Origin of the sequence: Janthinobacterium goodfellowi, from assembly GCF_051380695.1 — a bacterium.
In the GTDB taxonomy this organism is placed as follows: Bacteria; Pseudomonadota; Gammaproteobacteria; order Burkholderiales; family Burkholderiaceae_D; genus Janthinobacterium.
On the sequence record NZ_JBNYXN010000005.1, the window covers coordinates 186371 to 207253 of the forward strand.

A 20883-nucleotide genomic window follows, 5' to 3' on the forward strand; every position below is an offset into this window, starting at 1 on the left:
ACGCTCCCAAAAAGTGATGTGACTGGAGAGGCGCCAACGCGGCAATGCCTGTGATTCATGATGCCTTAGCCGAATTAAACTGCTTCGACTTTTTCAATGATGACGTCGGTCACTGGCACGTCGGCGAACATGCCGGCGCGCGAGGTTTTCACGGCGCGGATGGCGTCGACGACTTCCTTGCCGTCGGTAACTTTACCGAACACGGCGTAACCCCAGCCGTCCTGGCCTGGATAGTCGAGGAAGCTGTTGTTCTTGATGTTGATGAAGAACTGGGCCGATGCCGAATGCGGGTCCGACGTGCGGGCCATGGCCAGGGTGTAGGTATCGTTTTTCAGGCCGTTCTTGGCTTCGTTTTCCACGGTGGTGTCGGCAGGCTTCTGTTTCATGCCTGGCTCGAAACCGCCGCCCTGGATCATGAAGCCGTCGATGACGCGGTGGAAAATCGTGTTGTCGTAGTGACCGGCTTTCATGTAGGCCAGGAAGTTGGCAACCGTTTTCGGCGCTTTCTCGGCGTCCAGTTCAGCGGTGATCTTGCCCAGATTGGTGGTGATGATGACGGAGGTCATGATGATCCTTAATAAATTGGATGAATAATTGATTCAGCGGCGCCAGGCTGGCCGGCGCCGCAAAAACGCTATTTTACAGTTTTGCGGGCGCTGTCTTGAGTAAAGTCGCCGATTCGATCACCACGGGGGTGACGGGCACGTTCTGGTGCGGTCCCTTGTCGGCAACGGGCACGGCCTTGATCTTGTCGACCACGTCCATGCCTTTGATGACTTTGCCGAACACCGTGTAGCCGAAACCGTCGCGGCCAGGGTAGTCGAGCGCGCCGTTGTCGCCCACGTTGATAAAGAATTGCGCGGTGGCCGAATGCGGGTCGCCCGTGCGCGCCATGGCGATGCTGTAGGTGACGTTTTGCAAGCCGTTCTGCGCTTCATTCTGGATCGGCGCCTTGGTGGCTTTCTGCTTCATGTTCTTGTCGAAGCCGCCGCCCTGTATCATGAAGCCGTCGATGACGCGGTGAAACACGGTACCCTTGTAATAACCGCTTTTGACATACTGCAAGAAATTGGCCACGCTTTTCGGCGCTTTTTCCTGATCCAGCTCCAGCACGATCTCGCCCATGCTGGTTTTCAGGGCCACGTGGGGCGTGGGGTCGAGGGCGGTTGCCGGTGCGGCCGCCACGACGGCGCTGCCCAGGGTCAGGCCGGCAAACAGGGTGCAAAAGCGGGCCAGGAAAGACAGGCGTTTCGATTTGGTTTCTTGCATGAAGGCGTCCTTGATCGTTATTTTTCTCTAAACTTGCTTTAATTGTAAAGAACTGAAAATTCGGTTGAACATCGTAAAAACCTGATTCATATCGGGCCAGTATGGTTTTTATCAATGTTATACTTGACCGCTAACGCCCCAATTCTAACAAACAAGAACAACAATATAGCGGGTCGACAGTTTTCGGCGCACACGGCAGTTCAGTGGCGCGGCACCCCCGGTGTCCGCGCCTGTCTGTCGTTTTGCCAGGCTGGCGGCCGCTTCACTTGCAAAGTACGATGAGCAATCTAAAGATTTACAACACCCTGGCTCGCGAGAAGCAGGTATTCGTCCCGATGGAAGCGGGCAAGGTACGCATGTACGTCTGCGGCATGACCATCTACGATTATTGCCATATCGGCCATGCGCGCATGATGATGGCCTTCGACGTCATCTACCGCTGGCTGAAAGCGTCCGGTTTCGACGTCACCTATGTGCGCAACATTACGGACATCGACGACAAGATCATCCGCCGCGCCGTGGAAAACGGCGAGACGATTTCCCAGCTGACGACGCGTTTCACCCAGTACATGGATGAAGACACGGCCGCGCTGGGCATCCTGACGCCCGACCACACGCCGCGCGCCACCGAATACGTGCCGCAGATGCTGCGCCTGATCGAGCAGCTCGAAGCGAAGGACCTGGCCTACCAGGGGGCCGACGGCGACGTCAATTACGCCGTGCGCAATTTCCCCCACTACGGCAAGCTGTCGGGCAAGTCGCTCGACGACCTGCGCGCGGGCGAGCGTGTCGACGTCAACACGGGCAAGCGCGATCCGCTCGACTTCGTGCTGTGGAAGTCGTCGAAGGAGTCCGAACCGGAAGAAGTCAAATGGGATTCGAAGTGGGGCAAAGGCCGCCCGGGCTGGCATATCGAGTGCTCGGCCATGTCCTGCGCCTTGCTCGGTGAACAATTCGACATCCACGGCGGCGGCGCGGACTTGCAATTTCCGCACCACGAAAACGAGATCGCCCAGTCCGAAGGCGCGTTCGGCCACACCAGCGTCAATTACTGGATCCACAATGGCTTCGTGCGCCTGGACAATGAAAAGATGTCCAAGTCGCTCGGCAATTTCTTCACCATCCGCGAAGTGCTGCAAAAGTTCGATGCCGAAGTGATCCGCTTCTTCATCCTGCGCGCGCACTACCGCAGCCCCCTGAATTACTCGGACGTGCACCTCGACGATGCGCGCCTGTCGCTGACGCGCCTGTACACGGCGCTGGCCGACGTGGCGGTGGAAGAGGGCGCGATCGACTGGAACGAAGCCCATGCCGTGCGCGTGCGCGAAGCGATGGACGACGATTTCAATACGCCGCTGGCCGTGGCTGCCCTGTTCGACCTGGCGACGGAAGTCAACAAGAGCAAGTCGCCCACCCTGGCGCGTCAATTGAAAGGCCTGGCGGGCGTGTTCGGCTTGCTGGAACGCACGCCGCAGCAATTCCTGCAAGCGACCGTCGGTGCTGCCGCCGGCGGCCAGGACGAGGCGGCCGGCATCGAAGCGGCCATCGCGGCGCGCAGTGCGGCGAAAAAGGCGCGCGACTTTGCCCAGTCCGACAAGATCCGCGCCGAATTGCTGGCGGCGGGCATCATTCTTGAAGACAAGCCTGACGGCTCGACCAACTGGCGCCGCGCATGATGGCGACGTCCAGGGAAAACGGGGAAGCGCCAGTACTAGCTGCGCAGGTGATCCAGGTGCCGCACTACTGGGAAGAGGCGAAGATCGAGCTGATGAAGCGCGACCGCATCATGAAAAAGCTCATCCCGCAATTTGGCGACCTGCACCTGGTCGGCCACAGCGACCCGTTTACCACCCTGGCCCGTTCGCTGGTGGGCCAGCAGATCACGCCCAAGGCGGCCGATGCTGCCTGGAAAAAGCTGCTGCTGGCTTGCCCGAAATGCACGCCTTCGCAAGTATTGAAGGCAGGCGCCGAGCAACTGTCCGCCTGCGGTTTGTCCAAACGCAAGACCGAATACATCCTCGACCTGGCCGACCATTTCAAGGCCAAGCGCGTGCACGCGAGCCAGTGGGACCAGATGGATGACGAAGCCGTCATCGCCGAACTGGTGCAGATCCGCGGCATCGGCCGCTGGACAGCCGAGATGTTTCTGATATTTAATCTGCTCCGGCCGAATGTCTTGCCGCTCGACGACCCTGGTCTGATCCAGGGTATCAGCGTCAATTACTTCTCCGGCGAACCCGTTTCCCGCAGCGATGCGCGCGAAGTTTCCGCCAATTGGGAACCGTGGCGCACCGTGGCGACGTGGTATCTGTGGCGCAGTCTCGACCCTGCAGCCGCCCCTGCCGAACCCGATGCAGCCCCCGGCGCACCAGCCGGTACGGTAAAATAAACATAGATGACGCCGCGCGCCCTGGCGCCGTGGCCGGTAAAACCTGGAGGTACAATGACTAAAACGACTTTCCTCAATTTTGAACAGCCGATCGCGGAACTCGATTCCAAGATCGAAGAGTTGCGCTTCGTGCAAGACGATTCGGCCGTCGACATCTCGGAAGAGATCGACCGCCTGGCCAAGAAGAGCCAGCAGCTGACCAAGGATATCTACGCCAAGCTGACGCCATGGCAAGTGGCGCAGATCGCGCGCCACCCGCAACGCCCCTACACCATGGATTACGTGAATGAAATCTTTACCGATTTCCACGAATTGCATGGCGACCGCAGCTACGCGGACGATCTGTCCGTCGTCGGCGGCCTGGCCCGCTTCAACGGCCAGCCCTGCATGGTCATCGGCCACCAGAAGGGCCGTGACACGAAAGAGCGCGCCATGCGCAATTTCGGCATGCCGAAACCGGAAGGCTACCGCAAGGCCATGCGCCTGATGAAAGTGGCTGAAAAGTTCAACCTGCCCATCTTCACCTTCGTCGACACGCCAGGCGCCTTCCCCGGCATCGACGCGGAAGAGCGCGGCCAGTCGGAAGCCATCGGCCACAACCTGTACGTGATGGCCGAACTGAAAGTGCCGCTGATCGCCACCATCATCGGTGAAGGCGGTTCCGGCGGCGCGCTGGCCATCGCCGTGGGCGATGCCGTGCTGATGCTGCAATACTCGACCTATGCCGTGATTTCGCCGGAAGGCTGCGCCTCGATCCTGTGGAAGAGCGCCGAGCGCGCCTCCGACGCGGCCGAAGCGCTGGGCCTGACCGCCCACCGCCTGAAAGCCATGGGCCTGATCGACAAGATCATCAACGAACCGCTGGGCGGCGCCCACCGCGATCCGAAACAGATGGCGACCTTGCTCAAACGTGCGCTGGCCGACACCCTGCGCCAGTTCCATGGCATGAAAACCAAGGACTTGCTGGCCGCGCGCCATGAAAAACTGCTGAGCTACGGCAAGTTCAAGGAAACCACGCCGAGCGAGTAAGCCGGCGCAGGTCGGCGTAGGTCGGCTTGGCGCAGCGTAAGCCGACAAGACGTAAGCCGACAAGACAGTAAAACACCAGGGACAGTCCGCTAAACGACACCATCCGTTTAGCCGCCTGTCCCTCTTTGCATTCCCGGAGTCCGAATGAAAAAGCAACAAACCGCCACCGTGCCCGACATCTTCGCCCGCGCGCTGGACGCCTGCGCACCTGCACCCGGCAGCACCGTCGGCATCGCCCTGAGCGGCGGCCTCGATTCCGCGGCCCTGCTGCACCTGGCGCATGCCTGGGCGCAAGAGCACGGCGTGGCCCTGCACGCGTTTCACGTGCACCACGGCCTGAGCCCGAATGCGGATGCCTGGCTGGCCCACTGCGAGCAGATGTGCGCCGGCTTGGGTATCGCCTTCGAAGCACGCCGTGTCACCCTGGAAAAGAATGCGAAGACGGGCACGGAAGAGGCGGCCCGCAAGCGCCGTTATGCGGCCCTGGGCGAACTGTGCGCCGCGCACGGCGTGCGTCTGCTGCTGACGGCCCACCACCAGGACGACCAGGCGGAAACGGTGCTGCTGCAATTGCTGCGCGGCTCGGGCACGGCAGGGCTGTCCGGCATGGATGGCGCCAACAGCGCGCCCGAGCTGCTGGGCAATCCGGACCTGGTGATGGCGCGCCCCTTGCTTTCCGGGTCGCGCAAACAACTCGAAGCGTATGTGGCGAAGCATGCGATCGCGCACATCCATGACGAGTCGAACGACGATCCCCGCTTTGCCCGCAATGCCCTGCGGCACCAGGTGATGCCCGTGCTGGCGCAGGCGTTTCCCGGTTTCCAGGAGCGTTTTGCCCGCAGCGCCCAGCACGCGCAATCGGCGCAGCGCCTGCTGACGGAACTGGCGACGCAGGATTTGGCAATGTGCCTCGATGGCGACTGCATCGAACTGGCGAAATTGCGCGTGCTGAGCGCGGACCGCTGCTACAACCTGCTGCGCCACTGGTTCGGCACGCGCGGCTTGCGCATGCCGTCGACGGCATGGCTGGCGGAAATGCTGGCGCAACTGTTGGAGGCACGGCCCGATGCGCAACTGCTGGTCACGCATCCCGAATGCCACGTGCGGCGCCACCGCGACCGGCTGTACCTGACGCCGAAGCTCGATGATCTGGCGGGCATGCGCGAGCGTGACGATGCGGGCATTCCCGGCCTGGAAAAAGCCGGCCAGCAATTTACGTGGCAGGGCGAAGCCAGCCTGGCCTTTCCCGCGTATGGCGGCGTGCTGCATTTCGATGCGGTGGAAGAGGGTGGCCAGGGTATTGATATTGCCTGGTTGCAAGCTCAAACCTTGACCATCGACTTCCGCCAGGGCGGCGAGCGCCTGAAACTGGCCTTGAACCGTCCCACCAAGAGCTTGAAATACCATTACCAGGCGTTCGACGTGCCCGCCTGGGAGCGCGAACGCCTGCCCCTTGTCTGTGCGGCGCAACAATTACTGTACGCGGCCGGTATCGGCCTCGATTGTCATTGTCTGAGTCTGCTGGACCGTCCCCGCGTGGCCTTGCGCTGGGTCTCCTGCTGAGCGTGAGGACCGCCGCCACGGCCGCTCCCGGGGTGGCCGCCCAGCGGCTGCTCAAGCCAGCTGGACTGCATGGATTGGTTATTTCCATATGTGTAATTGGTATGAGCTAATGCGCTTTTTAGCTTGTTATTTTGCATTGCGGCATGTAGAGTAAAGCCCTCCTTTTTTATTCTTCTTGAGCGGAAACTTCACTCTTATGGCTTTAATCGTCCACAAATATGGCGGTACGTCGATGGGCTCGACTGACCGTATCAAGAATGTCGCCAAGCGCGTTGCCAAGTGGCACGACGCTGGGCATCAAATCGTGGTGGTGCCATCCGCCATGTCGGGCGAAACCAACCGCCTGATTGGACTGGCCAAGGAAATCATGGATCAACCCGATCCCCGTGAACTTGACATGATCGCCTCGACAGGCGAACAGGTGTCCGTCGGCCTATTGTCGATGGCACTGCTGGCGATCGGCAAACAAGCCGTATCCTATGCTGGCTGGCAAGTCGCGATCAAGACCGATTCCGCCTTTACCAAGGCACGCATCCAGTCGATCGATGACGAAAAAGTCAAACGCGACCTCGATGCGGGCAAGATTGTCATCATTACCGGTTTCCAGGGCGTCGACGAACACGACAACATCGCGACCCTGGGCCGCGGCGGTTCGGACACCTCGGCAGTGGCGATCGCCGCCGCCATGAAGGCGTCCGAATGCCTGATCTTCACGGACGTCGACGGCGTCTACACGACCGACCCGCGCGTGGTCTCCGAGGCGCGCCGCCTGAAGACCATCACCTTTGAAGAAATGCTGGAACTGGCTTCGCTGGGTTCCAAAGTGCTGCAAACGCGTTCGGTGGAATTCGCCGGCAACTACCGCGTTCCCACGCGCGTGCTGTCGTCGCTGACCGACCCGATGTTGCCGCTGGAAATAGAAGCCAATTCAGGCACCCTGATTTCGTTTGAGGAAGATACAAACATGGAACAAGCAGTCATCTCCGGCATCGCCTTCAACCGCGATGAAGCCAAAATCACCGTGCTCGGCGTGCCCGACCGTCCAGGCGTGGCGTACCACATCCTGGGGCCGGTGGCGGACGCGAATATCGAAGTCGACATGATCATACAGAATCAGTCGGTCGACGGTAAAACGGACTTCACCTTCACCGTCTCGCGCGGCGAATACACGCGCGCGCTGGCCGTGCTGGAAGCGAACCGCGAAGCACTGGGCGCGGCCAGCATCACGGGCGACGCGAAAGTGTCGAAGCTGTCCGTCGTCGGCGTGGGCATGCGCAGCCACGTGGGCGTCGCATCGCAAATGTTCCGCACCTTGTCGGAAGAGGGCATCAACATCATGATGATCTCCACTTCCGAGATCAAGATCTCCGTGCTGATCGATGAAAAGTACATGGAACTGGCCGTGCGCGCGCTGCATAAAGCGTTCGAGCTGGAAAAAGCTTAAATATCCAAAAATATTGCCCCACGCCCTTGACCAAAGGGGGGGCAATCGATATTATGACGTTCGTCGCTGCAGCGCAGTTAGCTACAGAGACATAGTTGAGTAATCAGCTAGGAGACGTGGCCGAGTGGCCGAAGGCACATCCCTGCTAAGGATGCATACGGCTTATACCTGTATCGTGGGTTCGAATCCCACCGTCTCCGCCAGAATCAAATAAAAAAGCCTCCCCTGCGGGAGGCTTTTTTATTTGTCTGGACGGAACGGTGGGATTCGAAGGGCTGGGCCGTGCCGGCCCAGCCCTCTCCGAATCGCCCATCTGCCGCGCCCCGCGCGGCCCCGTTGGCCGCTGCGCGGCCAACGTGGTCCCCTCATCTCAGGCACTAGCGGCAAGCGCTCCCATCGCATCAGCCCACAGTCAGTACCCCCTCAGCAATAAAAACAACAAGTGACTTAATGTGAGTATTGACTCTTTGTCATTATGGATAATAGCAATGTTACTAATAAAAAATACGCATGCCCAGCCATGCTTCCATTGCCGAGTCCAATCGAGGAGTTGTCATGTCCTATCGTCTTCCCCGCAGGCGCACGCTGCTGTGCCTGGCCGCCATGCCGTTTGCCTGGAGTACCGCCTTCGCCGCGGAAAGCACCGTCAATCTCAATCTTGAGCTAAACCTGAAGTCCGTGCCGAACCTGGAGCTGCGCCTGCTGCAGGAGCCGCCAAAGCTGAAGACGCGCGCCAGGCCCGCCAATCGCGCGGCGAGCAAGCGCGACGAGTTTGAAAAGTCGTATGACATGTACATCCGCTATGCCAACGGCACCATCTATAACCCGACCACGGCCAAGCATGACAAGGTGCGCCTGCGCTCCTACCAGCAGACGAACGGCCTGGCGCTCGATGGGCGCGACGAGAATGCGGCCACCTTCATGGCGCCCACCGTGGTGATGGCGCCGGGGCAAACCGTGCGCTTCAAGCTGTACAACCAGTTGCCGGCGCTGCCGGCCGAACAGTGCGCCACGGCCGATACCAATGCGCCGCGTCCGCGCGGCTGCTTCAACGACACGAATCTGCATTCGCACGGCTTGTGGGTGTCGCCTTCGGGCAATAGCGACAATGTGCTGATATCGATCAAGCCGGGCGTGGATTTCGAGTATGAATACAATATTCCCATCGACCATCCGGCCGGCACGTTCTGGTATCACCCGCACCAGCATGGCGCGACGGCGATGCAGGTCGCCAGCGGCATGGCCGGCGCGCTGGTGGTCGAAGGCGACCGGTATCCGACGGCGACGGCGAATGGCGACCTCGATGTGATACTGAAACAATTTCAGCCCGACGATGGCAGCGGCAGCGCCGGCGAGGTGATGCTGCTGCAGCAAATTCCGTATGACTGCCCCAGCAACAGCCTGACGCCGACGAAGCCGTGCCCCACGGATGGGGTAGGCGTGCTGGAGGATTTCGATCAGGTCGAAGATCCGGATGCCTGGCTGATGTCGGGCCGGTACACCTCCGTCAACGGCAAGGTGCAGCCGGTGCTGAAGATGAGGACGCAGCGCCTGTACCGCTGGCGCATGATCGACACGGGTTTCCAGGCAAGCGTGGTGCTGCGCATCCGCCGTGCCAACGATCCGCAAAAGCTGTTCCGGGCGCTCGGCGTGGCGAACCAGGACAAGGATGTAATGGATTTGTGCAATGGCGAGGACGTCACGCAATTCGAGGTGGCCAGCGACGGCTTGACGCACGACAAAATCATCCCCAAGACCCTGAACTACCTGCAGCCGGGCTACCGCAGCGACATCCTGTTTTCGCTGCCGAAAGCCGGCGCGTATTGCGTGTATGCGGAAACTAACGTCAATAACATGACGACGATGCATGACGTCAACAACACGCGCCTGATCGCCGTGATCGCCGCCAAGACCAACGCCAAGGCGTCCGCCCGCGCCAGGGCGGGCGAATCGCCGCGCGATTTCCTGCTGGCCGAGTTGCGCAACGCCGTCAAGAGCCTGCCCGGCGTCCAGCTGCCCGATAGCGTGAAGAACACCATTCTCGGCGACCTGGAAAATGGCCTCAAGCTCGGCAAGTTTGTGCCGCACGCCAGCTTCAGCGAAGCGGCAAAGGAAGCGATGCGCGGCAAGAAGAAGGAGTATGCGACCTTCAATATCGCCAAGGTGGATGGCAAGTTCCGTTTCATGGTGGAAGGCAAGCCGGAAGACTCGCCGACACCCGAGATGAAGTACGTCTATGATCCGCACCGCATCGACCACACGCTGGTATTGGGCACCGAGCAGATTTGGGAGCTCGCGTCGAAGAAGGGCAATCATCCCTTCCATATCCACGTCAATCCCTTCCAGATCATCGGCATCACGCGCACCGACGGCGGCACGGTCGACGCGCAATACAAGGACTTGATCGGCACGTGGAAAGACACCTTGCTGGTAATAAAGGACCACAAGATCGAGATCGCCACGCGCTATCAGCGCTACATCGGCGAATACGTGCTGCATTGCCACATCCTCGAGCATGAAGACCAGGGCATGATGCAAAACGTCAAGGTGGTGCTGCCGGACGGCAAGGGCGGCGGCGACATGGGCGGACACGGCCACTGACCGTTCCTGGCGGCAGTGCGCCTGGCGCGTTGCCGCCTCTCCCAACCTGCCTCTGGAGCATCTGCCCATGTTACGCATGAAAACATTGACCCTTTCCCTGCTGGCCGGCTGCGCGCTGGCCGGCGGCCATGCCGGCGCCGGCACGGGCGAGCTGGCTGTCGCCCGCTGCAATCTTGAATTGCCGGCCCAGGCAGAGCAGGGCGGCGCGCGCGTCGTGCGCTACCGCAAGAATATCGATGAACTGACCCCGGCCGAGCTTGACGCCTTCAAGCATGCGGTGAGCGAGATGAAACGCAAGAGCCAGGAAAACGTGTACGACCGGCGCGGCTTCCTGTGGCAAGCCTGGGTGCATAACTGCCCCTCCGTCGACGTCTTCAACGACCGCCAGGCGGCCTTGCCCGGCGACAGGCTGAAACAGCTGCTGGGCGATCCGACGCGCAACAGCTGCGACATTGCCTATTTTCTCGACAAGGTGGCGACCGAGGACAACGCGCACGAGGAATTCCCGGGCGAGTGCGAGCACCAGAAGAACACCTTCCTGCAATGGCACCGGGCGCAGCTGTACTTTTATGAGCAGGCGCTGCAGGCAGCCGACCCGCACGGCGAACGGGGGCCCAGCACGCGCGACGTCGCGCTGCCGTACTGGAATTTCACCCGCAAACCCAGCGGCGTGCGCTATCCGAAAGCGTTCGAGGACGTCGATTCGCCGCTGTACGATGCCACGCGCAACAAGGAAGGGCTGGACAGCTCGCTGGCCACGGCCTCGCCCAATTTGCTGGCCTACCAGATCTATTACATGGATTGGGCCGATTTCGGCGGCGACGAATACGGCAGCCTGGGCGGCGGCAACCTGGAGACGAAGATCCATAATCACATGCACGCCACCTACATGGGCGGCAATATGGGCGACAACGTCACGGCCGGCCTCGATCCGCTGTTCTACGCCTTCCATAATTTCCTCGATTACAGTTTCGAGAAGTGGCTCGACGAGCATGGCGACGCCGGCATACGCGGCAGCGGGCGCACGGCGTTCATGCGCAGCGAACAGGACGCGAGCCTGCCCCGGCCCGTCGGCTGGAGCGCCGGCAGCGGCGACGACCCGCGCGGCGACTCGGGCGACTACACGGCCAACATGGGCCAGGCGGAGCTGTACTTCGACACCGTCCGGCAGGGCTATGCCTTCCAGCCGCGGTATGGCGGGGAGTTTGCCCGCAAGAAGGATATCCAGGCCTTGATCGACCGGCACCAGCAGGCGGGCTTCGTGTTTGGCGACAACCAGAAAAGCCTGTTCGCCGCCCTGCTCAGCGACGATGCGGCCGATGGCGCGGTCGCCAGGCCCGATCTCACCGTCACGGCTGCCTACAGCATCCCGGCGCGGCCGGTGGCCAGGGACAAGCGGGCCAATATGCTGCTGGACCGCGCGCATGCCGACGAGGACTACAGTTTTCAGGCCGATATCTACCTGTATCCCGCCAACGTGAGCGCGCGCATCGGCGACAAATCGTTCCGCGACCGCTACCTGGTCACCAGCACCAGCCACTGGGCCTTGTCCGGCGCCCACCGGCATGACAAGTATGTGATCGCAACGGACATCACCGGCATCGTCGACAGCCTGGTCCCCAAAAAACACGGGCAGGCCTGGCGCATCACGGCCGCCATCACCACCAATGACAAGGGCCGCGGCCTGATCCGGCAAGGCGATTTTTCCTCGCCCGTGATCCAGGTCGTCGACCGCCGCAAACCTGCCGAACCCACGTATGAGGAGAGCAAGCCATGAGCGAACGGACCAGCTTCAAGCGCGATGTGCAGGGCCTGTTTTCCCGCTATGTGGCCGACATGAACAAGGTCAAGCTGTCGAACCCCGCATCGACGGGCGTGCAGCGCCTGTATCTGAACGACTATGCGAGCGTGAAGGCGTTTGCCTGGCAAATCCAGGTGGCCATCCACGGTTACGACTATGACAGCCGCAACGAGAAATGGCTGGTGGACGCCCACCACCGCCTGCGCAAGCCGGGGGGAGGGGAAGGCCAGTATGTCATGTCCGCGCCGCACCCGATGCCGCCCGACGGCAGGATGCCGCAGGAGGGCATCGACATCTTCGACCAGTGGGTCAGGGACGGCATGCAGCCGTGACTCTTAGCCCAACCGGCACAGACACCCTTGATGATCAGGAGTTCAGCATGGCATACACAGGTTTGAGAATTCACCCGGCCATCGGCATCGCCCGCGTCGGCAACAGCGAAGCATATTATCTGGGCCCGGAAAGCCTGGCCGGCATGCCGCTCGATGGCCAGGATGGCACGGGAGGCTTGCCGATACGGCCCGGTACGGAAGACACGACCATCGCGAGCACCGAGTTGCGCGACGCCAGCGGAAAGCTCAAGCGGCAGGCGGCCCGCTTCCGGATTTACCAGTATGCATTCGACGCAGCGGACGGCGTGGAAAGCTACCCGCTGGGCAGGCGGGGCGCGCCGGCCGAAGTGGCCATCGGCAGCATGGTCGATGGCAAGATCGTCAAGGACATCGTCTGGACCGTGCATCTGGCCAACAAGAAAGCCAATAGCTGGGAGGGCGGGGAAGGCGTGGCGCCCTTCGAGCATGGCCGCCAGCCGGACATGCGCAACAAGGACTTCGTCGGCGATGAGCTGCGGCGCCGCACACTGCTGGTCATCGACGCGGGGCCGCGCACGGTGCAGGCATCACGCCAGGCGCTGGTGCAGTTCGATGCGGCCACCGAACCTTCCTGCGCGGACGCCGGCAGCGGTGCCGTGCACCCCTTGCCCGCGTATCCCGTGTCGTTTCCCCGCGGCGGGCCACCTGGCGCGGATGGCCAGGCACCGGGTGCCATCATCGCCTCGCTGGGCGCCATCACGACGGAAAGGAATGGCCGCCTGCTGGTGCTGGGCGGCTATGGCAAGGCATGCGGCTTCGATGCGCAAGGCAATTATTCGGCCGCCGCCGTCCTGCACGACAATGTCAACAACGATAACTGGTTCGATGACGTGGCCGATGGTCCCGTCACGGCCATGCTGCTCTTCGCCGATGGCACGGCGCGCAGCGTCGAGGGCAGCGCCTGGGTGGTATCGAGCGACCCGTCGTACGCGCCGCAAACGGCGAACGTCGTAACGCTGTGGGATGACCTGTATTGCACCTGGCTGGAAAAGCTGGCGCTGCAGCCCGCCGTCTATGCGGATGGCGCCTACCAGACGGGCTACCGGAGCAATTTCAGCACCGATGTCCGGCCCATCCTGCGCGCGGCCTCGCTGCAGCGATGGACGACCAGCCTGCCGGCCAGGGCGATCAAGGAGCACGACTTGCTGGGCAAGATGACGGCGGAAGGCTTGACTTACCCGATCATGAATTTCATCCGCCATCCCGACCAGACGGGCGCGCCGTCGCTGCGGCCGCAAATGCCGCTGTCGCTGGGCGATGCGGGCAGCAGCCTGCTGACCCTGACCCGGGCCCAGTATTTTTTCATGGATCAGTGGGCGCATGGCCGGTATGTGGCCGACAGCGGCAATTTCCTGCTGGGCGCCGGTGAAGCGCTCGACCGTACCGTCCTGTTCAATTGCCTGGGCGGCCGCTACAGCCCCGGCATCGAGATGGGTTTTATCGTGCGCGACCCGGGCCTGTACCGGCAGGCGTGGCGGCGCCATGATGCCGGCGGGCCGTTCCGCATCAATGCACAGCCTCTCGATTACCGGGCCGCCGTCAGGGACCAGCCCTTCCTGGGCGCCGGCTATATGCCGCTGCGCGGCGGCGAGGTGCAGCCCGGCGACGTGTCGAAGTTCATGGCCCTGCCGTGGCATACCGATTACAACTCGTGCGCCACGCATCTGCCCGATCCGAATCCCGGCGGCAAGGTACTCAATAACCAGCAGTCGATCGATGCGGCCACGGCGATCAAGGGCAATGGCTACAACACCTTGCTGTATTCCTCCTGGCCGGCGCAGCGGCCCGTGGCCGTGTACACGTACGACGACGTCGTCGCCAACGGCGGCGAATTGACGACGCCGCGCTACTCCGTGCGGGGCAAGGGCACGCGGGCCGATGAGGTGCCGTCGAGCACTCCGGAAGATGCGGAAATCGACCGGCCCGCCATGCATGTGGGCCGCTACCAGGACCGCGCGCAGTTTCTGCTGAACTGGCATCGCATCGGCGTGGTCGTGCAAAGCACGGCGATTGCGCGCAAGGCTGGCGAGAAGGCCATCTGCAAGGATTACTACCTGGAAGTGGAAAGCCTGTTCGACAGCGACGAAAGCAATCTGGTCGAGTATTGGCGCAATACGGCCATCGACAAGGTGTACCGGCCGAAGCCGAAGCCCTGATGGCGGCGGTAACGGATAGTTCCGGCGCGGCAGGGCCATCGCGGCAGCGCTACCGGGTCGTCATCGTCGGCGGCGGCCCTGCCGGCTGCGCCTGCGCGCTGGCGCTGGCCCAGCATGGCGTGCAGGACGTGCTCGTGATCGAGGCGGGCGACTACGCGCCGTTTCGCATCGGCGAGAGCATTCCGCCTGAAGCCAACCGTCTGTTCCAGGCGCTGGGCATCGCGCAGGATTTCTTCGCCGAGGCGCACGCGCCTTGCCATGGCAGCTGTTCCTGGTGGGGCAGCGACAAGCGCGGCTACAACGACGCGCTGCTGCATCCGCTGGGCCACGGCTGGCACCTGGAGCGTTCCCGTTTCAATGGCTTCCTGGCGCGGCAGGCGCGCTTGCGCGGGGCGGAAGTGCTGCTGCGCGCCAGCCTGGCCGCGTCGGTCCCGGCGCAAGGCGGCGGCTTTGACCTGGAACTGAGGCTGGGCGATCCGGCGCACCCGCGCCCGGCCGCCATCCATGCCGACCTGGTGGTCGATGCCAGCGGCACGCGCGCCGTCTTTGCGCGCCAGCGGGGCAGCCGCAAGGTGGAAACGCTGCCGCTGGTCTGCCTGGCCATGCGCTTCGCCGCGCCCGATGCTGTCCGATCCGGCCTGACGCACCTGGAAGCCGTCGAACATGGCTGGTGGTATGGCGCCCATCTGCCCGACGCCACCTTGCTGCTGGCGTTCTACAGCGATGCGGCCACGGTCAAGGCGCGGCGCCTGCAGCATGCCGGGCACTGGCTGGCATGGCTGGCGGCCGCGCCCAACACGGCCGCGCTGGCCTGCGGCACGCTGCCGCTGGCGGGCGGTGTGCAGAGTTTCCCCGCGCCGTCCTACTGCCTCGACCAGCTGCATGGCGACGGCTGGCTGGCCATCGGCGACGCCGCCTCGGCCTGCGACCCCGTCACCTCGCAAGGCATCGTCAAGGCGCTGGCAGACGGCATGGCCGCCGCCGGTGCCATCGCCGGCCACGCCACCCTGGGGGCGGTGGCGCAATCGGTGGCGCAGCGCCATGCGCAGTACCTGCAGCTGCGCCAGCAGTATTACGGCTGGGAGCAGCGCTGGCCCGCCGCGCCATTCTGGCGCCGGCTGCATGCCGGTGCACAGGTACGCTAGCGGTCTTATCGCCGCTGCGCTTCGCGTTCCAGCGTATCCTTGCCGATGATCTTCAGACTGGCGCCGCCCTTGAAGGGCAGCGCTTCCTCGCTGCCCGCCACCTGGATGCCGGCCGAGACGCCGATTTCGGCCGTCACGTCGACGAACTCCTTGCGAAACAGCAGCAGCTCCGTATGCTTGATGATGGTGTGCAGCGCCACCGACTGGCCCGGCCCGATGGGGGTGAAGTCACGCTTGAGCGCGTGCTTCGCCAGGCCCGTCTTCAATACCTGGCTTTGTTCGCTCACGTTGTCGATCAGGCGCAGGTTGGGGCCGCGCTGCTGAATGTACTCGAGCGGATACCCGACCGCCGCCGTGCCGGTATTCTTGATGACCACCTCGATGCGCATGTCGCTGCCCGTGAAAATGCAGGCGGGATTGTCGAGGCAGTGGGCGCTGATGGAAAGAACGTCGTTCGGCATGGCGTTTCCTGTGAGTTGAATGGACAGCGCAAGCAGCGCGCTTAGGAGCCGTTCAGGATGATATCGCATTTGATTTTCCGTCCTATTTTCGTGCGCAGCAATTCCTGCACTTCGATGGCGATCTGCCAGGCATGACGGTCGCGGATGATGACGGAACCGGCCGAATTCATGATGTTGGCAGCGGCCGGTTCCGGTTCCTCGTCATCCGACAGCGACGGCACGGGCGCGTCCCAGGTGCCGTCCGGTTTTTTGTACTTGACGGTCTCGTCGTCGCCCGCCACGTACGAGTATTCGTCCGGCAAGCCATAGCAGTGACCGAATTCATGCGCGTGCGTCTGTCCATCGGTCGAGGCGGAGACGTCGATCACGGTACCCGTCACGCCCTCGCGCTCGTAGCGCTTGTGGATCTGCATCAGGTAATGCTCGTTGCTCTCCACATACACGACGCGGTAGATGATGGGCAGCGTGCGCGTGCCGCATTCCGGGTCGCTGATCTCCATCCGGAATTTATTGTTCCAGTGGCTTTCCAGGCCCGTGGTGGCGATGCCCTTGACGTACTTGATGACGGCGGCGCGCTGCTTGGCCCGCGTTGCGGCCTGCGGTGTGCCCCGCTCGCGGTCTTCCAGCGCCTGGTCGGGCGGATCGAGCACGGTGATCACCTTGACGCGCAGTTCGGCGATGATGCCGGTGTTCGACTTGACGGGCACGTAGATCTTGTAGCGCACGGTGTCGAAATAGTTGTGCGGCGCGCCGTTGGCGCCAAAGGTGTTGTTATAGCGCGGCACGCTGGAGACGGAGATCTCCTTTTCATAGTCGGCGATCCAGCAGGCAGGCCGCTTGATCAGCACTTCCTTGCGCTGTTTATTGTCGACGGGGCTGGTGCTGGACGTCCCCGTTTCCCGGAATGTCGGCTCGGGTTTGGGCGGCGCCTTGGCCGTCGTGCCGGGCGCCGGCCCTTTGGCGCGCGTGTCCGGGCCGGGCGCAGGCGCAGGGGATGGGGCAGGGCTGTCCGGCGCCTCGGGCAACTGGCCCGGCGATTTGAGCAGCTCGATCACCAGCGCCTCGACGGCGGCGGCCGCCACGATGTGGGTCAGGCCCCTGGCGTCCGTCATGCCCGTTTCGATGGTGCCGTCGGCGCGCTTGACGCGATACGGCTGGCGCGCCATGAGTTCGCCCGTGTCGCGGTCTTTCAGCACGAAGCCCTCGTCGAACAGTTTCAAGCGGCTGTCGGGCAACGGCGGCAGGCCGGCGGCGGCACTGGCGCCGCCGTTGAAGACGTGCTGCCCGCCCTTGACCGTGAAATGCCCGGGGCAGCGGAAGGTGATGTCGCCGCCTTCGAGCGTGATCGACGATTGTCCCGCCTGCAGGACGATTTTCTGGTTGGCCTTGATGTCGATGCTGTCGCTCACGGAGATCACCGTGACGGCTTGATCGGCGAGGATTTCCAGCTGGTCGGTATGCGCTTCGAGCGAGACGGGGCCGTTGCCGGCGACGGCCTTGATGCCGCCTTCCTGGCTGAACAGCGTGGCCGCGTTGGCCGCCACCGAGGCGACCGTCTGGCCGGCCGTCATGTGCAGGTCGGCCTGCGCCGTCCAGTGCAGCTGCTGGGCCGCGAACAGCACGGTCGACGCGGGCGTGGCCCAGTTGATGCTGGTGGGCGACTCCATCAGCACGAGCGGCTGGGCGTAGCGTTCCACGGGCTGCGCCGTATCGGGTTCGCGCGTGCCGCTGCCCGCCTTGCTCGCTTCCTGGCCGCCCACACTGGCCTGGTACTTGCCGTCCTGCTGCGGGTCGATTTGCGCCGCCATGTCCAGCTGCGCCTGGTTCGCATCCTTGCTGACGAGCGCTTTTTGCTGGCTTGCCGACGTTGCCACCGTCTTGCTCAGTTCACAGGCGCCGCGCAGCAGGGCCAGCGCTTCCTTGGTGTCGAGCTGGCTCGACGCCACGCCGGCACCCAGGCGCGCGCGCGCCGTGGTCGAGATCAGCATGCCTTCGCCTGCGCGCAGCATGGCCCAGGCATCGGTGCGCAATTCAAAGCCGCTGCCGCGGTAGCGGCCCCGCTGCGCCGAGCTGGCGCCTTGCTGCACCAGGTAGCCCAGATTGAGCTCGGTGGCGGCGCTGCTCGAAGCGAGCCGGGTGCGCAGCTGGCCACGGGTGTCGTCGAGCACCCACTGGTTGTAGCCGGCGCCGTCGAAATTGTGGCTGTGCATGCCTGACAGGACGCCCGCGTGGTTGACGCCCGCATCCTCGCCGGCCGCATACGGCGGCGCGTCGCTGCCCGTGTAGAGCTGGGCGACGACCAGCGGGCGGTCCATGTCGCCTTCGATGAAGTCGACCAGCACTTCCGTGCCGAGGCGCGGCGTGAATTGCGAACCCCAGTTCGGGCCGGCCAGCGCTTCGGCCACGCGCACCCAGGCGCCGGACGCCTCGTTGCCGGGCGCATTGCCCTGCTGGTCGGTGTTGTGCGCCAGGCCGCCCGGATTGGCGGCGCTGCCGCGCTGCCAGGCAAACTGGATGCGCACCTGGTGGTCGCGGCCCGTGGTGGCCACGCTGTCGGCCAGGCCCACCACCAGCGCCGTCTGCGGCCCCAGCGCCACGGCTGGCGTGCGCGCGGCGGTGGCGCGCGGCACGATGGCCACGCTGGCGCGCACGCAGCCGAAGCGGTTGCGGTAGGTGCCCGGCTCGATCTGGCCGGCGATCCGGTCGGCCACGCCGCCCAGGCCGGCCATCCTGGCCAGCTTCGACAGCATGCCGTCCAGGCTGGCGCCGGCCGGTCCCGCATTGTTGCGCGCCTGGTGCTCGGCCCACAGCACGGTGAAGTCGTTGGCGCCATCGGCATGCTGCTCGTGCTGCAGCAGGCGCATGGCGTGGCCGGCGGCCAGGCGGCGCACGGCGCCGGCGCCGTCGAACTGCTTGTTGTCCAGTTCCAGCGCTTGCAGCATGCGCTCGCTGTGCGGCCCGGCTGCCGCGCGGTCGGCATGCCGGCGCTCGCCGGCGCCGTCATACACGGCCAGCTGCGGCAACTGGCCGGCCGCCAGGCTGGAGACCTGCTCGGCGGCGGGCGCCGTCACCTGCTCCGGATGCCAGCTGCTGATGCTGACGGCATTCGACTGCACCTGGCGGCGCGCGCCGAAGCGGTCGATGGCGTCGTCCGTATCGGTGGCGCGCACGCCGTGAAAGCGCATCTCGGCGCCACCCGGGGTCTGCGGCGCGGCGGCCTTGCTGTCGAAGATCACCAGTTTGTGTCTGGCCTGTGCCTGGCCATCGCCGCCTTCCTGCGCGCCGCCGGGCTGGTCGTGCTCGAAGCGCCAGCTCAGGCCTTCGGCGGCCAGCAGGCGCGCGAAGAAATCGAAGTCGCTTTCGCGGTACTGGGTGCAGATGGCGCGCGTGGCCAGCACCTGGCTGACGTCGAATTCGAAGCGCAGCTGCGGGTAGTCGGCCAGCAGCTCGGTGACGATGTCGCGCGCATGCTTGTCCTGAAAAATATAACTGTCGCGGCGCAGCCGCAGCAGGGCCAGTGCCGGCTCGAGGCGCAGCCGGTAGCGCGCCACGCCGCCGTCCGCGCCCAGCCAGGCGCAATCGGTGCAGATGCCGTGCCAGGCGCGCTGGCTGCCGTCGGGCTGCAGCAGGCCAAGCGTCATTTCCTCGCCGATGAAGGACGCCAGGTCCAGGTTGGCCGCGGTACTCAGGGCATCGACCTCGAAGCGGAACAGTTCATTGACGGCTTCGCGGCCCTCGAACTGTTCCGCCATCAGCGATTCCGGCTGTCCGGACTGCTGGGCCGTGGCCAGGGTGATGAGTCGTGCATGCTGGCTCAGACCTGTGCCGAACTGGCCCGTTGCCGCGGGCGCTGGTTGTGCGCCGTCCATCACGGCAGGGTAATGCTCAGGTTAGCCACGCGCGGCGCCAGCTTGACGATGTCGTTGTAGGCATTGATCTGCGCTTGCGTCTGTTTGGCCAGCATGGTGCGCAGCCCCAGGTAGCCCAGCGCGCAGATCAGGGCGAACACGGAACACAGCACCCATGGCGGCACGTTGTTGCGCAGCTTGTGGATGATCTGGTCGGGCCGCTCGGCATGCGGGGCGAAGCCGGTTTTCTTGCCCTTCATCTGGGCGATTTCGTCGCCCAGGCGCGCCGTCAGATAGTTGAGTTTTTCCGGACCTTCCATGATGTAGCGGCCCTGGAAACCCAGCAGCAGGCACATATGGAATACCTCGAGCGCCTGCAGGTGGGCGCTGCCGCGCGCGCGCAGCGCTTCGAGACGGATGAAGAAGTTTTCGCCGGCCAGCTGGTCGCCGAACAGCACCAGCTGCAACGGCCGCCGCGCCCATGCGTCGCGGATGTCGTAGGGCGAGCGCAGGATGATTTCATCGACGGCCGCGCAGAACGCATATTTTGCGGCGTCGATATCGTCCGCCGACGCCCCCTGTTTTTTCGCGCCGCGGCTGAATTCATCGAGGAAGTGCGTCATCTTGCTGATGAAATCGGCATTGTCTTGCGGCCCGCTGCCGTTCTTCAGCATGAACAGGGCGTAAAACCCGTCGTACAGCAAGTCCATCAAGGTGTGTTCGGTGCCGGGACCGGCAGCCATGCCGGAGGCATAGCCGGCCTGGCTGCCGGACATCAGGGAAGGGGGAGCGCTGGCGTGCATCGT

Annotated in this window: 13 protein-coding genes, 2 tRNA genes and 2 pseudogenes; 12 read left to right on the forward strand and 5 right to left on the reverse strand. The window is 63.6% G+C overall.

Translation table 11 applies throughout. From position 1 onward, the window contains the following. Positions 1-74: 74 nt before the first annotated feature. Together ACQ4WQ_RS19775 and ACQ4WQ_RS19780 are read right to left on the reverse strand one after the other, a co-directional pair. Positions 75-566, reverse strand: a complete 492-nt coding sequence (locus ACQ4WQ_RS19775) for a peptidylprolyl isomerase (protein ID WP_092610294.1) — start codon at positions 564-566, stop codon at positions 75-77. A 73-nt stretch (positions 567-639) separates the two neighbouring features. Further along, complete coding sequence (locus tag ACQ4WQ_RS19780; protein ID WP_436499375.1) at positions 640-1269, reverse strand: peptidylprolyl isomerase; 630 nt, start codon at positions 1267-1269, stop codon at positions 640-642. Positions 1270-1547: 278 nt separating this feature from the next. Here ACQ4WQ_RS19780 and cysS point away from each other — a divergent pair, with 278 nt between their 5' ends. The 12 genes and pseudogenes from cysS to ACQ4WQ_RS19840 all read left to right on the forward strand — a co-directional run bounded on the left by cysS (position 1548) and on the right by ACQ4WQ_RS19840 (position 15729). Next, the gene (gene cysS / locus ACQ4WQ_RS19785; protein ID WP_326459044.1) at positions 1548-2945 is read left to right on the forward strand and encodes a cysteine--tRNA ligase; all 1398 of its coding nucleotides are present in this window, start codon (positions 1548-1550) and stop codon (positions 2943-2945) included. Then, the gene (locus ACQ4WQ_RS19790; protein WP_436499744.1) at positions 2945-3658 is read left to right on the forward strand and encodes a DNA-3-methyladenine glycosylase family protein; all 714 of its coding nucleotides are present in this window, start codon (positions 2945-2947) and stop codon (positions 3656-3658) included. The genes cysS and ACQ4WQ_RS19790 overlap by 1 nt, the downstream gene beginning before the upstream one ends. Before the next feature lie 54 nt (positions 3659-3712). Further along, positions 3713-4687, forward strand: coding sequence for an acetyl-CoA carboxylase carboxyltransferase subunit alpha (locus tag ACQ4WQ_RS19795; RefSeq protein WP_034756951.1), 975 nt, complete (start codon positions 3713-3715; stop codon positions 4685-4687). Positions 4688-4831: 144 nt separating this feature from the next. Continuing rightward, positions 4832-6250, forward strand: a complete 1419-nt coding sequence (gene tilS / locus ACQ4WQ_RS19800) for a tRNA lysidine(34) synthetase TilS (protein WP_436499377.1) — start codon at positions 4832-4834, stop codon at positions 6248-6250. Positions 6251-6446: 196 nt separating this feature from the next. Beyond that, positions 6447-7694: an aspartate kinase gene (locus tag ACQ4WQ_RS19805; protein WP_070221317.1), complete on the forward strand. Its 1248-nt coding sequence runs from the start codon at positions 6447-6449 to the stop codon at positions 7692-7694. Positions 7695-7804: 110 nt separating this feature from the next. Then, positions 7805-7897, forward strand: a tRNA-Ser gene (locus ACQ4WQ_RS19810). Between the two features lie 352 nt (positions 7898-8249). Beyond that, positions 8250-10295: a multicopper oxidase family protein gene (locus tag ACQ4WQ_RS19815; protein WP_436499380.1), complete on the forward strand. Its 2046-nt coding sequence runs from the start codon at positions 8250-8252 to the stop codon at positions 10293-10295. A 76-nt stretch (positions 10296-10371) separates the two neighbouring features. Beyond that, positions 10372-12072: a tyrosinase family protein gene (locus ACQ4WQ_RS19820; RefSeq protein ID WP_436499382.1), complete on the forward strand. Its 1701-nt coding sequence runs from the start codon at positions 10372-10374 to the stop codon at positions 12070-12072. After that, a complete protein-coding gene (locus ACQ4WQ_RS19825) occupies positions 12069-12428 on the forward strand; it encodes a hypothetical protein (protein WP_436499384.1) in 360 nt (119 codons plus the stop codon). Before ACQ4WQ_RS19820 ends, ACQ4WQ_RS19825 begins: the two co-directional genes overlap by 4 nt. Positions 12429-12475: 47 nt before the next feature. Beyond that, entirely contained in the window at positions 12476-14623 is a 2148-nt protein-coding gene (locus ACQ4WQ_RS19830) for a LodA/GoxA family CTQ-dependent oxidase (protein WP_436499386.1), read from the forward strand. Beyond that, a pseudogene (locus tag ACQ4WQ_RS19835) lies at positions 14623-15564 on the forward strand (NAD(P)/FAD-dependent oxidoreductase); the annotation flags it as partial. The gene ACQ4WQ_RS19830 and the pseudogene ACQ4WQ_RS19835, both read left to right, overlap by 1 nt. 69 nt (positions 15565-15633) lie before the next feature. After that, positions 15634-15729, forward strand: a tRNA-OTHER gene (locus ACQ4WQ_RS19840). A gap of 44 nt (positions 15730-15773) precedes the next feature. Here the strand turns inward: ACQ4WQ_RS19840 and ACQ4WQ_RS19845 are convergent. The 3 genes and pseudogenes from ACQ4WQ_RS19845 to icmH all read right to left on the reverse strand — a co-directional run bounded on the left by ACQ4WQ_RS19845 (position 15774) and on the right by icmH (position 20880). Beyond that, entirely contained in the window at positions 15774-16229 is a 456-nt protein-coding gene (locus ACQ4WQ_RS19845; RefSeq protein WP_436499388.1) for a hypothetical protein, read from the reverse strand. Positions 16230-17457: 1228 nt separating this feature from the next. Continuing rightward, positions 17458-20098, reverse strand: a pseudogene (locus ACQ4WQ_RS19850) (type VI secretion system Vgr family protein); the annotation flags it as partial. Next, complete coding sequence (gene icmH / locus ACQ4WQ_RS19855; RefSeq protein ID WP_326459055.1) at positions 20098-20880, reverse strand: type IVB secretion system protein IcmH/DotU; 783 nt, start codon at positions 20878-20880, stop codon at positions 20098-20100. The pseudogene ACQ4WQ_RS19850 and the gene icmH, both read right to left, overlap by 1 nt. Positions 20881-20883 lie beyond the last annotated feature (3 nt).

What these genes read in the sequence shown, in the direction of transcription:
- ACQ4WQ_RS19775 (WP_092610294.1), bottom strand. Translation starts at nt 566, where the DNA reads ATGACCTCCGTCATCATCACCACCAATCTGGGCAAGATCACCGCTGAA.
- ACQ4WQ_RS19780 (WP_436499375.1), bottom strand. Translation starts at nt 1,269, where the DNA reads ATGCAAGAAACCAAATCGAAACGCCTGTCTTTCCTGGCCCGCTTTTGC.
- cysS (WP_326459044.1), top strand. Translation starts at nt 1,548, where the DNA reads ATGAGCAATCTAAAGATTTACAACACCCTGGCTCGCGAGAAGCAGGTA.
- ACQ4WQ_RS19790 (WP_436499744.1), top strand. Translation starts at nt 2,945, where the DNA reads ATGGCGACGTCCAGGGAAAACGGGGAAGCGCCAGTACTAGCTGCGCAG.
- ACQ4WQ_RS19795 (WP_034756951.1), top strand. Translation starts at nt 3,713, where the DNA reads ATGACTAAAACGACTTTCCTCAATTTTGAACAGCCGATCGCGGAACTC.
- tilS (WP_436499377.1), top strand. Translation starts at nt 4,832, where the DNA reads ATGAAAAAGCAACAAACCGCCACCGTGCCCGACATCTTCGCCCGCGCG.
- ACQ4WQ_RS19805 (WP_070221317.1), top strand. Translation starts at nt 6,447, where the DNA reads ATGGCTTTAATCGTCCACAAATATGGCGGTACGTCGATGGGCTCGACT.
- ACQ4WQ_RS19815 (WP_436499380.1), top strand. Translation starts at nt 8,250, where the DNA reads ATGTCCTATCGTCTTCCCCGCAGGCGCACGCTGCTGTGCCTGGCCGCC.
- ACQ4WQ_RS19820 (WP_436499382.1), top strand. Translation starts at nt 10,372, where the DNA reads ATGAAAACATTGACCCTTTCCCTGCTGGCCGGCTGCGCGCTGGCCGGC.
- ACQ4WQ_RS19825 (WP_436499384.1), top strand. Translation starts at nt 12,069, where the DNA reads ATGAGCGAACGGACCAGCTTCAAGCGCGATGTGCAGGGCCTGTTTTCC.
- ACQ4WQ_RS19830 (WP_436499386.1), top strand. Translation starts at nt 12,476, where the DNA reads ATGGCATACACAGGTTTGAGAATTCACCCGGCCATCGGCATCGCCCGC.
- ACQ4WQ_RS19845 (WP_436499388.1), bottom strand. Translation starts at nt 16,229, where the DNA reads ATGCCGAACGACGTTCTTTCCATCAGCGCCCACTGCCTCGACAATCCC.
- icmH (WP_326459055.1), bottom strand. Translation starts at nt 20,880, where the DNA reads ATGCACGCCAGCGCTCCCCCTTCCCTGATGTCCGGCAGCCAGGCCGGC.